The organism is Arthrobacter sp. 001422645 (assembly GCF_059816125.1).
Genome location: NZ_JCBANT010000001.1, coordinates 619760 through 634382 on the forward strand (window position 1 = coordinate 619760; position 14623 = coordinate 634382).

General features: G+C 67.1%; 17 protein-coding genes. 6 read left to right on the forward strand and 11 right to left on the reverse strand.

Annotated elements, in window-relative coordinates:
- Nucleotides 1-13 precede the first annotated feature (13 nt).
- Nucleotides 14-634, reverse strand: coding sequence for a TlpA family protein disulfide reductase (locus tag AC6EUH_RS02885; RefSeq protein ID WP_499737747.1), 621 nt, complete (start codon nt 632-634; stop codon nt 14-16).
- Nucleotides 635-636: 2 nt separating this feature from the next.
- Nucleotides 637-1302 (reverse strand): histidine phosphatase family protein, encoded by a 666-nt coding sequence (locus AC6EUH_RS02890; RefSeq protein ID WP_499737748.1) that lies wholly within the window; start codon nt 1300-1302, stop codon nt 637-639.
- A gap of 206 nt (nt 1303-1508) precedes the next feature.
- Between AC6EUH_RS02890 and AC6EUH_RS02895 the strand changes: the two genes are divergently transcribed.
- From AC6EUH_RS02895 to AC6EUH_RS02905, 3 genes are all read left to right on the forward strand, one after another.
- Complete coding sequence (locus tag AC6EUH_RS02895; RefSeq protein WP_056433633.1) at nt 1509-2057, forward strand: YceI family protein; 549 nt, start codon at nt 1509-1511, stop codon at nt 2055-2057.
- Between the two features lie 238 nt (nt 2058-2295).
- Nucleotides 2296-3000, forward strand: coding sequence for a hypothetical protein (locus AC6EUH_RS02900; protein ID WP_235500334.1), 705 nt, complete (start codon nt 2296-2298; stop codon nt 2998-3000).
- Nucleotides 3001-3212: 212 nt separating this feature from the next.
- Complete coding sequence (locus AC6EUH_RS02905; protein WP_056433638.1) at nt 3213-4028, forward strand: hypothetical protein; 816 nt, start codon at nt 3213-3215, stop codon at nt 4026-4028.
- A gap of 106 nt (nt 4029-4134) precedes the next feature.
- On the opposite strand, the gene AC6EUH_RS02910 is transcribed toward AC6EUH_RS02905, so the two are convergent.
- Together AC6EUH_RS02910 and AC6EUH_RS02915 are read right to left on the reverse strand one after the other, a co-directional pair.
- On the reverse strand, nt 4135-4830 hold the full coding sequence (locus AC6EUH_RS02910) for a redox-sensing transcriptional repressor Rex (RefSeq protein ID WP_056433856.1): 696 nt from the start codon (nt 4828-4830) through the stop codon (nt 4135-4137).
- 90 nt (nt 4831-4920) lie between these two features.
- Nucleotides 4921-5181 (reverse strand): glutaredoxin family protein, encoded by a 261-nt coding sequence (locus AC6EUH_RS02915; RefSeq protein ID WP_056433640.1) that lies wholly within the window; start codon nt 5179-5181, stop codon nt 4921-4923.
- A 121-nt stretch (nt 5182-5302) separates the two neighbouring features.
- On the opposite strand from AC6EUH_RS02915, the gene AC6EUH_RS02920 reads away from it, so the two are divergent.
- The gene (locus AC6EUH_RS02920) at nt 5303-6121 is read left to right on the forward strand and encodes an HAD family hydrolase (RefSeq protein ID WP_056433643.1); all 819 of its coding nucleotides are present in this window, start codon (nt 5303-5305) and stop codon (nt 6119-6121) included.
- Between the two features lie 228 nt (nt 6122-6349).
- On the opposite strand, the gene AC6EUH_RS02925 is transcribed toward AC6EUH_RS02920, so the two are convergent.
- From AC6EUH_RS02925 to AC6EUH_RS02940, 4 genes are all read right to left on the reverse strand, one after another.
- Nucleotides 6350-6448, reverse strand: a complete 99-nt coding sequence (locus AC6EUH_RS02925) for a 30S ribosomal protein bS22 (protein WP_003792170.1) — start codon at nt 6446-6448, stop codon at nt 6350-6352.
- 201 nt (nt 6449-6649) lie between these two features.
- Nucleotides 6650-6862: a helix-turn-helix domain-containing protein gene (locus AC6EUH_RS02930; RefSeq protein WP_024365616.1), complete on the reverse strand. Its 213-nt coding sequence runs from the start codon at nt 6860-6862 to the stop codon at nt 6650-6652.
- A 189-nt stretch (nt 6863-7051) separates the two neighbouring features.
- Complete coding sequence (locus AC6EUH_RS02935; RefSeq protein WP_056433646.1) at nt 7052-8164, reverse strand: 3-deoxy-7-phosphoheptulonate synthase; 1113 nt, start codon at nt 8162-8164, stop codon at nt 7052-7054.
- Between the two features lie 261 nt (nt 8165-8425).
- Nucleotides 8426-9115 (reverse strand): FadR/GntR family transcriptional regulator, encoded by a 690-nt coding sequence (locus tag AC6EUH_RS02940; protein WP_056433648.1) that lies wholly within the window; start codon nt 9113-9115, stop codon nt 8426-8428.
- A gap of 136 nt (nt 9116-9251) precedes the next feature.
- Here AC6EUH_RS02940 and AC6EUH_RS02945 point away from each other — a divergent pair, with 136 nt between their 5' ends.
- Nucleotides 9252-10580 carry an alpha-hydroxy acid oxidase gene (locus tag AC6EUH_RS02945; protein WP_499737749.1) on the forward strand — a complete coding sequence of 443 codons (1329 nt, stop codon included), beginning with the start codon at nt 9252-9254 and terminating at the stop codon, nt 10578-10580.
- A gap of 35 nt (nt 10581-10615) precedes the next feature.
- Here the strand turns inward: AC6EUH_RS02945 and gdhA are convergent, their stop codons facing one another.
- Both gdhA and AC6EUH_RS02955 read right to left on the reverse strand, forming a co-directional pair.
- Entirely contained in the window at nt 10616-11953 is a 1338-nt protein-coding gene (gene gdhA, locus AC6EUH_RS02950; protein WP_056433654.1) for an NADP-specific glutamate dehydrogenase, read from the reverse strand.
- 150 nt (nt 11954-12103) lie between these two features.
- Nucleotides 12104-12682 (reverse strand): ArsR/SmtB family transcription factor, encoded by a 579-nt coding sequence (locus tag AC6EUH_RS02955; RefSeq protein WP_499737750.1) that lies wholly within the window; start codon nt 12680-12682, stop codon nt 12104-12106.
- A 162-nt stretch (nt 12683-12844) separates the two neighbouring features.
- Between AC6EUH_RS02955 and AC6EUH_RS02960 the strand changes: the two genes are divergently transcribed.
- Nucleotides 12845-13351, forward strand: coding sequence for a hypothetical protein (locus AC6EUH_RS02960; RefSeq protein WP_056433660.1), 507 nt, complete (start codon nt 12845-12847; stop codon nt 13349-13351).
- 19 nt (nt 13352-13370) lie between these two features.
- Here AC6EUH_RS02960 and AC6EUH_RS02965 read toward each other — a convergent pair whose 3' ends face one another.
- The gene (locus AC6EUH_RS02965; protein ID WP_056433664.1) at nt 13371-14594 is read right to left on the reverse strand and encodes an acetoin utilization protein AcuC; all 1224 of its coding nucleotides are present in this window, start codon (nt 14592-14594) and stop codon (nt 13371-13373) included.
- Nucleotides 14595-14623 lie beyond the last annotated feature (29 nt).

A 14623-nucleotide genomic window follows, 5' to 3' on the forward strand; every position in this document is an offset into this window, starting at 1 on the left:
GGTGGCCGGCCCGCTACTCGGCCACGGCAGCGGCGATAAGTGACTTCAGGGTGCCCTTTTGGATCTCGCCGAGGACGCGGGACGCCACCCGGCCCTGCTTGTCCAGGACGAGCGTGGTAGGCACCGCTCCCGGGGGGACCAGGCCTGATACGGCCAGCAGCACGGCGCCGTCCTTGTCGTTGAAGCTCGGGTAGGTCAGGTTGAAGGTTTTGTCGAACGCTTCCGCCGTGGCCTTTTCGTCGCGAAGGTTGACGCCGAAGAACTTCACGCCCTGGTTATTGAAATCCTGGTGCAGGGCCTCCAGTGTGGGCGCCTCCACCCGGCAGGGCGCGCAGGCCGCGAACCAGAAGTTGAGCACCGTCACCTGGCCCTGGAAGGCCTCAGCAGTAACAGCAGTGCCGTCAAAGAGCGTGCCTTGGATGGCGATGGGGCTCTTGCGGTCCGCGACGGCGAATTCCGTCACCGAGCCGTCGCCGGCCACATAGTTCTTGTTGTCTCCGGCCTTGGCCTGCTGGGCCAGCGCGTCCTCCTGGGCGCAACCGGAGAGGCCCAGTACGACGGCGAGGGCCGCACCGCCCGCCGTCAGGACGCTGCGGCGGGACAAGGGTGACGCGCTGGCATTGTTTCCGGCCATGCTCAGGCTCCGGGGGTGCTGGACGCACCGGGGAGAAGGGCGGCAGCAGGCTCGCTGTACTCGACACGCAGGAGGTTCCCGGCGTCGTCGAACACCAGGGACGTGACCGAAGTGAGCGTGCATTCGCGCTTGCGCGGATCATGCCACAGGGGTTTGCCCTCGGCACTGAGCCGGGTGGCCCAAATGGGCAGCTGGTGGCTGACGAGGATGGCTTCAGCACCCTCGCCGCCGAGTTCGATGGCCCGCAGGCGGGCGTCCTGCACCGCGGACATAACGCGGGCGGCCTGGTCCTTGTAGGCCTCGCCCCAGGAGGGCCGGAACGGGTTGCGCAACATGGGCCAGTGCTTCGGCTTGAGGATCTCCGCCTTGTCGACGTGGAGCCCTTCGAAGTAGTTAGCTGCCTCGATGATCCGGGCCTCGGTGGCGATCTGGAGGTTGAGCGTTTCGGAGATGGGCTGCGCCGTCTCCTGCGCGCGCGTCAGCGGCGAGGCCGCGAGGTGGACGATATTCGCTCCCTGCGCGGACCGCTCCCTGAAGTGCTCGGCAAGCGTCCGGGCCATCTCCCTGCCAAGCTCGGACAGGTGGAATTCCGGCAGCCTGCCGTACAGGACGCCATCGGGATTGTAGACCTCGCCGTGGCGGAGCAAATGAACAGTGGCTTGGGGCATGTGTACCAGTTTCTCAAAGATGTCGGGCGATTCGAAATCTTCTACATGAAGTAGAACTGAGGCGTTTTGAAAAATGTTCCCCGCAGTTGGAATAAAAGATGCAAATGCATGTTTATACTGGGTGAAGCAGTTAGTTGAGACTTCAACAAATGATGCTTCAACTAACGATCAGACCAAGCGCAGCACCCGACTCAAGGAGAAACACCATGGCACTTCCCGCAAACGTCACCACCGGCACCTGGACCCTCGACAACTCGCACAGCGAGATTGCCTTCACCGTCCGCCACGCGGGCATCAGCAAGGTCCGCGGCCAGTTCAAGGACGCAGAGGCCACTCTGGACCTCGCCGAAAACGTGGCCGACTCAAAGGTCAACGCCACCATCAAGACCGCGAGCTTCGACTCCGGCGACGTCAACCGCGACGGCCACGTCCGCGGCGAGGACTTCTTCGACGTCGAGCAGTTCCCGGAAATCTCTTTCGTCTCCAACACCATCGTCCCCAAGGGTGACGCCTACGAACTCCAGGGCGAGCTCACCATCAAGGGTGTTACCCGCCCGGTGGCCCTCGAGACCGAGTTCAACGGCGTTGCAGTCGACCCGTTCGGCATGACCCGCGCCGGCCTGTCCGCCGAGACCACGATCAGCCGCAAGGACTTCGGCCTGACCTGGAACGCAGTCCTCGAAGCCGGCGGCGTGCTGGTCAGCGACAAGGTTGCCGTCAACCTGGAACTGGCCTTCATCGCCCCCGCGGCCTAGTCCGCACCACATGGCTGGCCGGTCCCCGCGACCGGGCCACCCTGGGGCTTTCAGCCTCCGGCACCCCGTTTCGTCCTTGCGACGGAGCGGGGTGCCGCGTTTATCCCGGACTGCGGCCGCCGAGGCCGAGGGCCGTTTGAGCAGTACGCGGCGGCCCGTTTCTGATCCGCTCCGACATGCTCCGCAACACACCCAGATTCCCTAGATACCGCCAGATTCGCGGTCTACAGTGAGACCCATGAGCAACCCCAATGAGGTACCCCCGCCGCAGCCGCCGGGTGCCCGGCCCCCGCAGCCGGGCACCGTCCCGCCCGCTGGCGCCGAGCCGCCTCGGGTCACGCCGGCTCCGCCGGAGGGCAACCAGCCGCCGCAGCAGGGTTACCAGGCTCCGGGCTACCAGCCGCGGGATTACCAGCCGCCACTTGGGGATCAAGCGCCGGGCCGCCCGGCTGGGGGCTTCCGCTTTGAACTGCCGACGGACCGGCCGCGGAACTTCAACGACGCCATGCCGCGCGAAGGTTTCTCCGGCATGTTTACGGTGACGTGGCTGCCGACCGAGCTCAAGGTCGCCTATTGGATCTGGCTCATCGGCGGACTGCTGGGCTTGCTCGGCGGCGTCATCGGCCTCTTCGGGTCCTTCGTGCTCCTGGCAGTGGCTCCTGGTCTAGGGTTCGTGGTGCTCCTCCTGGTGCTCCTGGCACTCGCCCTCGCCGCGGCGCAGGTGATCCTTGCCATGAAAATGAAGGAAGGGCACGAATGGGCCCGCTTCGCTCTCACGATGGTCGCCGGCATCTCCTTGCTGTTGGCCATCCTCAACGCGAGTGCGGCCGACGGCCGGGGCGGCGGCAGCTGGCCGGGCTTCGTCATCAGCCTCGTGGCGACCGTGCTGATGTGGCTGCCCAACTCGCAGGCATGGTTCGCCTCGCTGCGAGGGCGCAGTTGAACCATCCCTGATTACCGTCCGAGCCCTGCCGCGGCGGCCTCCCCCTGCCCGTGGACGCACCCCGCGGCGCCCGCCTGACGCGCGGTGAGAATACCTCTCCGGAATGATCCGCCCTGACGCCGGTGCGCGGTACGGTGGACGTAACCATGCTGGGGGCAGGGCAGGAAGCTGTTTCCGGTATCCGAACCAGTCCGCCATGCAAAGGAACGCCCATGAGCATCCCGCCAGTCCCGCCGTCGAACCCGGACGCCCCCGAGCCCGGCGACCAGCAGGCCCCCCGCTACGGCCAGAACCAGCCGCAGCCCGGTCAGCAGCCGCCGTCCGCCCCGCAGTACGGACAGACGCCGCCCTCGGCACCGCAGTATGGTCAGGCGCCGTCCGCGCCACCGTATGGTCAGTCCGCGCCGCAGTACGGTCAGAACGCACCGCAGATTCCCCAGTACGGCCAGAACCAGCCGCAGTACAACCAGCCGCAGCCCGGTCAGCAAGGGTATGGACAGCAAGGGTATGGACAGCCCGAGTACGGCAAGTCCCCCTATGCCCAGTACCCCTCCCAGCAGCCGCAGGCCACGTCCGGCATGCCCCAGCTCGTCAACACGGCCTTTTGGCTCATCGTCGCGTCCGGCGTGGTATGGATCCTCTCCCTGCTGATGGCCCTCGGCACCCTGGACTCCCCCGATATGCGGAACATGTTCGAAGAGCAGATGTCCGCAAGCGGCGCGGACGTCAGCTTTGAGGACATCCGGGGCGTCCTCGTTGGCAGCATCCTCGTGTTCGCCTTGATCAGTGCGGGGCTCTACGCCCTGGTCGCCCTGAACGTGCGCAAAGGCAAGAACTGGGCACGGATCCTCGGCACAGTCTTCGCGGCCTTGTCGATCTTCAGCATTTTCCCGCTGAGCCTCGGCACGCTGGCCGTTCTCCTCGGGATCGCCGGCATTGTGCTGTTGTACCTGCCGGCAGCGTCGCCGTACTTCAGTAAGCAGCAGCCGTTTGCCAACCCGTACGGGCAGCCGGGCGGCCCGTACTAGGCACCAGCACTAACGAAGCACCAGCACTAGGCAGGGAAACCCGGCCGCCGCATCCGGCGGCCAGGTGCCAGCGCTGAGGGCGCGGGAGCCGGACGGCTGACTGAAACTAGTCAGCATCCTCCGGGTCCTGCGCCCTTTGTGCGTGGTAGGCAAGGATCTGGAGTTCGGTGGCCATATCCACCTTGCGCAGGTTCACGCCGGGCGGCACCTGCAACATCACCGGCGCAAAGCTGAGAATACTGCGCACACCGGCGGCAATCACACGATCGCAGACGTCCTGGGCCACGGCGGCCGGCAGGGCCAAGACCACCATGTTGGCGCCGGTCCGTTGCAGCACCGGCTCCAGATCCGCGGCGTCACTGACACGCAGCCAGCCCACCTCGCTGCCCACCACCAACTGGTCGGCATCGAAAATCGCAACGATATCGAACCCGCGGGACTCGAACCCGCCATACCGGGCCAGGGCCTTGCCGAGGTTGCCGGCACCGACGATCGCGACCTTCCAGTCGTGCGTCAGGCCGAGCGCCGCGGCGATGTGCCGGTTGAGGTACTGCACTTCGTAGCCGACGCCGCGGGTCCCGTAGGAGCCGACATAGGAAAGGTCCTTGCGGAGTGTGGAGGAGCTGACGCCTGAGGCCTCGGCCAGGGATTCGGAGGACACCCTGTCCACGCCCTCCGAAAGCAGGGTGGTGAGGGCACGCAGATAGATGGTCAGCCGGGCCACGGCTGCGGGCGGAATCTGCTTGGAGGCAGTCCCTGCTCCCCCGGGCAGCGCCTCAGGGGATGAATCGAGCGAAGTCACTATCTGCTCCATTGAGTCGCGTTGTGACTTCCACTCTAGAGCCCCCGCGGTTCAGCGAACAAAGCAGTCTGTCCAACCGCTCCCGGCGCGTCAGGCCTGCCGGTCCAGCACCCGCCGCAGTGTCCGCTCCAGCCGGACTTCATCGATCTTCCAGAAGTCCCGCTGGACACCGTCCACCAGCACCACCGGGATCTCCTCCGCAAAGCGCTCCCGCAGTTCGGCGTCGTCATCCACCGGCTGTTCCCGCCAACCGATTCCCAGGCTCTTTGTCACGCGGTCGACGGCGGCCCGCGCCGCCGAGCATAGGTGGCAGTCGGCTTTGGTGATGAGGACGACGTCGGGGTTCGGCATGGCTCCACGGTAGCCCGGCGGCCCGTCCCGCGTCGACGCGACCCGACACATCCGGCACATCCGGCACCACCGCCGCGGCAGGGCGGCGGGAACGGGCCCCGGCGTTGACTAGACTCGTGGCATGCCCGAAGAGAAGTACGCCGCTGTGGTCACTGAGCCTGTTGCAGCACCGCAGCACGGCGAAGCCGCGTTCTTCGACGTCGACAACACCCTGATGCGCGGCGCCAGCCTGTTCCATGTGGCCCGCAAGATGCACCAGCGCGGGGCGTTCACCATTCCCCAGGCGGCCGGCTTTGCCTGGAAGCAGCTGATGTTCGTGCTGCGCGGGGAAAACATGGATGACGTCCACGCGGTCCGCGACACCGCCCTGGGCTTGGCCTCCGGATTCACCGTTGAAGACATTGAGGCGCTCGGCGAAGAAGTCTACGACGAAATGATTGAATCCCGGATCTGGCCGGGGGCCAAGGCCCTCGCCGAACAGCACCTCCGGGTGGGCCGCAAAGTCTGGCTCGTGACGGCGACACCGATCGAGGTGGCCACGGTGATCTCCACCCGGCTGGGCCTCACGGGCGCCCTCGGCACGGTGGGCGAAATCCTGGACGGCTCCTACACCGGCCGGCTGGTCGGCGAGATCCTGCACGGCCCGGCCAAGGCGGTGGCCGTCAGCGCGATGGCCGAGACCGAGGGCCTGGACCTGGCCCGCTGCTGGGCCTACAGCGATTCCCACAATGACATTCCGCTGCTGAGCATGGTGGGGCACCCCGTGGCCATCAACCCCGATTCCCGGCTCCGCCGCCATGCCCGCGAGCATAACTGGCCGGTCTACGACTTCCGCTCCGGACGGCGCGCGGCCACCCTGGGGCTCAAGGCCGCCACTGTTGGAGGAGCCATCTACGGCCTCTGGCGGGGGTTCTCCCGCTTCCGCGGGCCCACCGTCTGACCCGCACCGCCGACCGACCCGCCCGTTTCCGCTACGCTTCCTGCCTCACGCTGCACTTTCGGACGGACGCTGCGTGGATCCGCGTAGCGTCAGTCCGAACCCGCGGCGCATCTCCGAACCCGGAGCGCCCGTCCGAATCCGCGGCGCATCTCCGAACCACGGGTGGGACGCCAAAGAAAATGCCCGCTGCCATAACGGCAACGGGCATTCACATGGTGTGAAGTATCTCTACTTCTTATTGCGACGCTGGTGGCGCGTCTTGCGAAGCAGCTTGCGGTGCTTCTTCTTGGCCATACGCTTGCGACGCTTCTTAATAACTGAACCCACGAAAGTTCCTTACCGGCTAGATGCAGTACCTGCCTGTTGGAAAGGGTCCGCGGTCTAAGCAGCAGACTGTACAACTGACAGGTTCTTACAATGACGTAAAACGTTCCTTAACAGGGTACCGCCTATCGGGGGCACACCACGACCGCTGACGCCTCATGGTCTCCTGCAGGCCCTATTCCGGCCGCAGAAGACGCGGAAGGGTCAAGCTGTTTCCGTGTGCCCGTCGACAACAGCACCTTTGAGGTACTGCTCGACGGCGGTTTCCGGCACCCGGTAGGAGCGCCCGAAACGGACTGCCGGCATCTCGCCGGAATGAACAAGCCGGTACACGGTCATTTTGGACACGCGCATCACATCCGCGACTTCGGCCACGGTCAAGAAGCGTGCGTTGGAGAAGTTAGCCTCCGAAGACATTTCCTTATTCCTTTACTCAAGCGAACGACAGCCCCATCTGAGTGACATGGCGGTGTGCCGATGCTGAGTCATCAAACAACCATGTACTAGATACTGTAGGGGCTGATGGTGCCCATGTGAAAGACTTGCGCCGCAATCCCAGGTGCCGGAAACGGAAATTCCGCGGCTCCGCCCTGCCGGCACGACTTCCTAGGCCCGCGTCCGGCGGATGCGCGCGGACGCCGCAAGCTGCGTCAGTACCGAGGCCGTGACGTCCCAGTCCATGCAGGCGTCTGTCACGCTCTGGCCGTAGACCAGCGCGTCCGCTCCGGCGGCGTGCTCGTCGACGTCGAGGTTCTGGGCACCGCCCACGAGGAAGCTCTCCAGCATGACGCCGGCAATGGCCCCGGCCGAGGCACCTCCGTGCTCCAGCTGTGAGCCGATTTCGAGGGCGACTTCCGCCTGCCGGTGGTGGTTCTTGCCGCTGTTGGCGTGGCTCGCGTCAACAATGAGGCGCGGGTTGAGCTGCTTGGCCGCGAGCTTGGCGGTGGTGGCCTCGACATCGGCGGCGGAGTAGTTGGGCCCCTTTCGCCCGCCGCGGAGGATGATGTGGGTGTCCGGGTTCCCTGCGGTGGAGACCAGAGCCGCCCGGCCGTCGCCGTCGATGCCGAGGAACGCCTGCGCCGCCCCGGCGGCGCTGCACGCGTCGAGCGCGACCTGCAGGTCGCCGTCGGTCCCGTTCTTGAAGCCGATCGGCATGGACAGCCCGGACGCCAGCTGGCGGTGGATCTGGCTTTCGGTGGTGCGGGCGCCGATCGCGCCCCAGGAGACCAGGTCCGCCATGTACTGCGGGCTGATGGGTTCCAGGAACTCGGTCCCCGCCGGCAGGCCGAGCGCTGTGACCTGCTGCAGGAAGCGGCGCGCGGCGCGCAGCCCGGCGGCGATGTCGTGGCTGCCGTCGAGCCGGGGATCGTTGATGAGGCCCTTCCAGCCCACGGTGGTGCGGGGCTTCTCGAAGTATGCCCGCATCACGATCAGCAGGTCTTCCTTGTGCTGCTCGGCCTGGCTGACCAGCCGGCGGGCGTACTCCAGGCCGGCTTTCGGATCGTGGATGGAGCAGGGCCCCACAATGACGAGCAGGCGGTCATCGACCCCGTCCATGATGGCGCGCACCTCGTCCCGGCCCCGGGCGACGACGTCGGCCAGGCGGGTGTCCAGCGGCAGTTCCGCGACGACGTCCTGCGGGGTCGGCAGCGGGGTGAACTCGCTGACACGCAGGTTCGAGGTGGACTGCTGGGATTCGGGGGCTGCTTCGATGCTCATGTGCGGGGGTCCTGTTCCGGGGGTGCGGAGCGGGCCCAGATCAGAGCCCGCCGGGAAATGGCGAAGGGCAGAGAATGATCTCTGCCCTGTTGGCTCTGAAGGAAGGTTGGATGCGTGTCAGCTAGACGCGGGCCCCTCCAGAGCCAACGAAAAATACGCATACCAACGGTTAGTCATGACTCGACCATAGCCCGGCGATTGTCTCCTCGGCAAAGTCCGGCCCGTAACATAGTGGCCCTGGCCGAAAGATCAGCTGTGGGGTCACGCCCCGGGGCCCAGCCCGGCTTCCGCGTAGTAGCCCTCGATATGGTCCGCCACCAGCTGCGCCGCGCGGCCGCCGTCGTGACTGGTGATGGCCGCCAGGATCCCCCGGTGTTCCGCGCGGAGCCTGGTGGCAGTGGCATCCCAGTCAGGGAGGTTTCCGGTGAGGCGTCCGGCATAATCCTGGATGGCTTCGCGCAGGGAACCCATCATCGCGCTGACCACGGCATTGCCCGCGGCATCCGCGAGGGCCAGATGGAAGCGGACATCCAGGCCAAGGAATTCCTCCGTCCCGGCGCAGCCGTCCATCTGCTCCAGCAGCCGGGCCGCCTCGGCGAGGGCGGGCGACTCCGGCCGCGCCCGGGAGGCGGCCCAAGACTCCAGCAGCACGCGCGTCTCCACGACGTCCCGGACGGGCAGGTGCGAGGTGGCGACGTGCAGCCGGAGCGCCGAGCCCAGGGCCGCGGTGGGATCGGCGATGACGACGGTCCCCGCATCCGGGCCCGAACCCACCCCGGCGCGGAGCACACCCATAGCCTCCAGGACGCGGATGGCTTCCCGGACGGATGTGCGGGAGACCTGGAGCTGCTCGGCGAGCGAGCGCTCGGCCGGGAGCCGCCCGCCCACGGCCAGTTGGCCGCTGGACAGCTGGCCCTCGATCCACTGCAGGACAAGCTGGTGGGTACGCATGCGCTCATACTACTTGATGTGGTTGGACCACACGCCTAGACTGTGGTTGGACCACACTCCCCCGACGGCTGAGCTTAGCTCCTTGGTCCGGCGGGGTCCCGACATCCAGGAACACCAGACCTGCCCGGAGGCAGCAATGACGCAGACGATCGAACCCGGCATCCCCGAGGCGCCCACGACACCCGCAGACACCGGCACGGGCAGCCCCTTAGCCGCACCCGCCCCGGGGAGCATCCCGGCAGCCCTCAAGCGCCGAGTCCCCAAGTATTCGGACCTCGCCCCGCTGATGCAGTTCAAGAAGCCCGAGTTCAGCCGCGCCGCCAGGCTGCGGCGCGCCAGCACCATCTGGGACCTCAGGGAAATAGCCAAACGGCGCACCCCACAGGCCCCGTTCGACTACACCGACGGTGCCGCCGAAGGTGAAATCACGCTCCGCCGTGCCCGCGAGGCCTTCCTGGACATCGAGTTCCGCCCCGGTATCCTGCGCGACGTCTCCCGCGTGGACCTCGGGACGCAGATCCTTGGCAAGCCGTCCCGGTTGCCGGTCGGCATCGCACCCACCGGCTTCACCCGGATGATGCAGTCCGAGGGCGAGTACGCCGGGTCCCAGGCCGCCGCCGCCGCCGGCATCCCCTACACCCTCTCCACCATGGGCACGGCCTCCATCGAGGACGTGGCCGCCGCAGCACCCGACGGCCGGAACTGGTTCCAGCTCTACCTGTGGACGGACCGCGACCGTTCGCTGGAACTGATCGAGCGCGCCGCCAGGGCCGGCAACGACACCCTAATGGTCACCGTGGACACCGCCGTCGCCGGGGCCAGGCTGCGCGACGTCCGGAACGGCATGACCATCCCGCCGGCACTGACTGTCAAGACCGTACTGGACGCGTCCTACCGGCCGGCGTGGTGGTTCAACTTCCTCACCCACGAGCCGCTGACCTTCGCGTCACTGTCGCGCTACACCGGAACGGTCGCAGACCTGATCAACTCGATGTTCGACCCCACCCTGACGTTCGACGACCTCGACTGGCTGCGCGAAACGTGGAAGGGCAAGCTCGTGGTCAAGGGCATCCAGACCGTCGAGGATGCCCGGAGGGTGGTAGACCACGGCGCCGACGGCGTTGTGGTGTCCAACCATGGCGGCCGCCAGCTGGACCGGGCGCCGATCCCGTTCCACCTGCTTCCGGACGTCTCGGCGGCGCTCAAGGCGGACAACAGCGACGCGGCGGTCATCCTGGACACGGGCATCATGAGCGGCTCGGACATCATCGCCGCACTGGCCCTGGGCGCCGACTTCACACTGATCGGCCGCGCCTACCTCTACGGGTTGATGGCCGGCGGACGGGCCGGCGTGGACCGGGCCATCGAGATCCTGGAAAAGGACATGCTCCGCACGATGGCCCTGCTGGGCGTCAGCCGAATCTCGGAGCTGACCCCCGACCACGTGCGGATCCTCAAGAAGTAGCCCGCAGTTCCGCGAGTGGGGCGGCGCGGGAGGTCCTAGATGAGGCCTTGGGCGAGCATCGCGTCGGCCACCTTCACGAAGCCGCCGATGTTCGCGCCCAGCACGTAGTTCCCCGGGTCCCCGTACTCGTCCGCGGTGGCCGCGCAGCGGTCATGGATTCCGACCATGATCTCGGTGAGCCGCTCTTCTGTGTGCGCGAAGGACCAGGAATCGCGGCTGGCGTTCTGCTGCATTTCCAGCGCGGAGGTTGCCACGCCTCCCGCGTTCGCGGCCTTGCCCGGGCCGAACAGGATGCCGGCCTCCTGGAACACCGCAACGGCGTCACGGGTCGAGGGCATGTTGGCGCCCTCCCCCACCGCGAGCAGCCCGTTGCGAACCAGCCGCGCGGCCGCGTCGCCGTCGAGCTCGTTCTGCGTGGCGCACGGCAGGGCCACAGTCGCGTCGAGGTCCCAGACGGAGCCGCCGTCAACGTAGGTGACGGCGGAACGCCGGGCTGCGTACTCCTTGAGCCGGCCGCGCTCCACCTCCTTGATCTGGCGCAGCAGCGCGACGTCGATCCCGGCCTCATCCACGATGTAACCGGAGGAATCGGAGCAGGCGACCACGCTGGCGCCGAGCGTCTGCGCCTTGGCGATCGCGTTGATGGCGACGTTGCCGGACCCGGAAACCACCACGCGCTGGCCGTCCAGGGAAAGGCCCCGGGTCTTGAGCATTTCCTCGGCAAAGATCACGGTGCCGTAGCCGGTGGCTTCGGGCCGGACCAGGGAGCCGCCCCAGGAGATGCCCTTGCCGGTAAGGACACCGGATTCGTAGCGGTTGGTGATCCGCTTGTACTGCCCAAAGAGGTAGCCGATTTCGCGGCCGCCGACGCCGATATCCCCCGCCGGGACGTCCGTGTACTCGCCGATGTGGCGGTACAGCTCGGTCATGAAGGACTGGCAGAAGCGCATGATCTCGGCGTCGGAGCGACCACGGGGGTCGAAATCGGAACCGCCCTTGCCGCCGCCGATCGGCATCCCGGTGAGGGCATTCTTGAAGATCTGTTCGAAGCCGAGGAACTTCACGATGCCAAGGTTCACCGTGGGGTGGAACCGCAGTCCGCCCTTGAAGGGACCAAGCGCCGAGTTGAACTCCACCCGGAAACCGCGGTTGATCTGGAAGCGGCCCGCGTCGTCCACCCACGGGACGCGGAAGATGATCTGCCGTTCGGGCTCGCAGAGCCGCTCCAGGACGGCGCCCTCCAGGAATTCGGGGTGCCGGTCATGGACCGGGCCGAGGCTTTCGAAGACCTCGGTGACGGCCTGGTGGAACTCCCCTTCGCCGGGATTCCGTGCCAGCACCGTGTCCCGGATGGCTTCAAGCCGTGCGTCCATTGCAACTCCCTAAACTTCAGCGCCCCTCATCGGGCGCACCAAAACAAGCCTTTCCATGGTTGCACCGGGCCGGAAGGGATATCCATTCGGGCACCGCTAATCGCCCCGTGTGACAGGAATGCCGGTGACGCGGGTCACAAACGGGCAGGGTTACTTCTTGCGGCCGAACTTCGGCAGGTTGGCCAGGAGGTCGGCGGCTTTGGTGGCCGCCCGGCCGACGGTCCGGCCGATCTGCTGCGGCATTTTATCCTCGCCGGCCGTCCCCACGGGGAGAACGACGGCGGGACTCAGCGGGCTGCCGGCGGCCCGTCCGGCGAGCGCGGCGGCAGGCTGCGGAGCCGGAGCGGCGGTGGCGGCGGCGGCCAAGGTGTCCGGGACGGGTTGCAGCCGGTGGTCGGGCATCCGCGCCGGCGACGGCGCAGATGACGTTTCCTGTGCCGGTGGCTGTGCTGGTGCCGAGGCGGCGCTGGCGACGTCGAACGTCTCCAGCCAGCTGGCGATCCCGGCCAGCGGCTTGGGATTGAGTGTGTAGTAGCGTTTCTGGCCCTGGGCGCGCATGCTCACCAGGTCCGCTTCGCGGAGTACCTTCAGATGTTTGGAAATGGTGGGCTGGCTGGCCTCGAGCTCCTGGACCAGCTCCCCCACTGCTTTGTCCCCCTTGCGAAGGGATACCAGAATGTCACGCCGGGTTGCCTCAGCAATGACGGCAAATACGTCGTCTGTCACCATGCCCTCCACACTAGCGACATATACGCCGGATGGCATCCACTAATTGCGGCCCTCACTGCATGCGCCGGGCATTGCCCCGTGCCCGGCGCGGTGCTAGAACGGGACCCACCGCCTGCCCGGCGGGTGGGGCCGCAGCCTGAGGACGCAGAGGAGTGCACGACCATGGGCGACATCTTCCGGAAACAGCTGTTCAACATCATCGCTGCCGTGTTCCTGGCCCTCTTCGTGATCGTCTGGGGCAACGTGCTGATCCAGGTCTGGGTGTTCATCCCGGAGATTCCGGGCACGCCGCCCAAGCTGAACGGGGCCGTCGTTTGTGCGGCCGGGGCGCTGTCCACGTCGCTGAGCTCACTGACCGCCTCCGCGCTCGGCTTCACCATGGCCGAGGTGCGCCGGGAGGAACAGGCCGGCGGGGGGTCCGCCGGACAGGCCAGCGAAGGCATCTTCGACGCCGGCGGGATCACCACAAAGCTGTCCGGCCGGGTCATCACGGCGTTGATGGTCTATCTGGTGATCGGGATGCTGGTGCTCGGCGTGTGGCTCGTGAAGGGCACCGCCTCCACCGATCTGATCGGGGCATTCTCGCTGTCGCTGCTGGGCTGGATCATTGGCGCGGCGGGGGTCGTGTTCCAGACCGAGAAGCCTAGCCCCCAGCCGTCCGCTGGTTAGCCGCAACTGCCGGTCCCCGCTAGTCGAACCAGGGATCCAGCCCGTAGAGCGGAAAGACTTCCTTGCGGGTGGCCATGACCGTCCGGTCCACGGCGTCGTTCGGATCGAAACCGACTTCCCACGAGCGCCACCAGAGGTCGACGTCGTCGCCCATCATCTCCGGTGCGGCCACACCGTATTTGGCCCCGTACTTCTCCTTCACGTAACTGCGCCAATCCTCCGGCACAGGCGTGCGCAACGGCACGGGGCGCCCGGCCGCGATGGCGATCAGGTGGCTCCAGGCCCGCGGCACCACGGTGACCACGTTGTACCCCCCGCCGCCTGTGGAGATCCAGCGGTTGTCGCAATAGCGGTCCGCGAGGTTGCCGATGGCGGTGGCGGCCTCCCGCTGGCCGTCGACGCTGATGTTCAGGTGCGTGAGCGGGTCCAGCCGGTGGGAGTCGCAGCCGTGCTGGCTGACGATGACCTCCGGTTCGAACGCCCCGACGAGCTGCGGCACTACCGCGTGGAATGCCCGGAGCCAGCCGCCGTCACCGGTCCCGGCCGGCAGTGCCACGTTCACGGCGCTGCCTTGGGCGCTGGGCCCGCCGATCTCGTTGGCGTAACCGGTTCCCGGGAACAGGGTGAGCCCCGTTTCGTGCAGGGAAATCGTCAGTACCCGCGGATCGTCCCAGAAGATGCTCTGGGTTCCGTCGCCGTGATGGGCGTCGATGTCGATATACGCAACGCGCTGCACACCGCCGTCGAGCAGCCGCTGGATGGCCAGGGCCGCGTCGTTGTAAATGCAGAAACCGCTGGCGCGTTCGCGGGCCGCATGGTGCATGCCCCCGCCGAAGTTCACCGCCCGGACGGCGGTGCCGTCCAGAAGGGCGGCGGCTGCCAGGAGGGAGCCGCCCGCCAGCCGGGCACTCGCCTCGTGCATACCGGCGAAGGCCGGGTCGTCCTCAGTACCGAGTCCGCGGTCCAGGTCCGGGGTCCCGGGATCCGCGCTCACGCGCCGCACCGCGGCGACGAAGTCCGGGCTGTGGACCGTGCACAGCTCCGCGTCGCTGGCGACATCCGGGGCCGCCACCGTGACGTGGTCCAGGTCCAGCAGGCCAAGGCTTCCGGCCAGCCGGGCGGTGAGTTCCATCCGCTCCGGGGCCATCGGGTGGCCGTGGCCGAAATTGTAGGCGGTCATGGCTGGATCCCACACCACCGTCGTTGGCAGTGCGGTCTGTGCGAGCCCCGGCAGGTATGTCATCAATCACAGGCTACCCGAGCGTGGGAGCC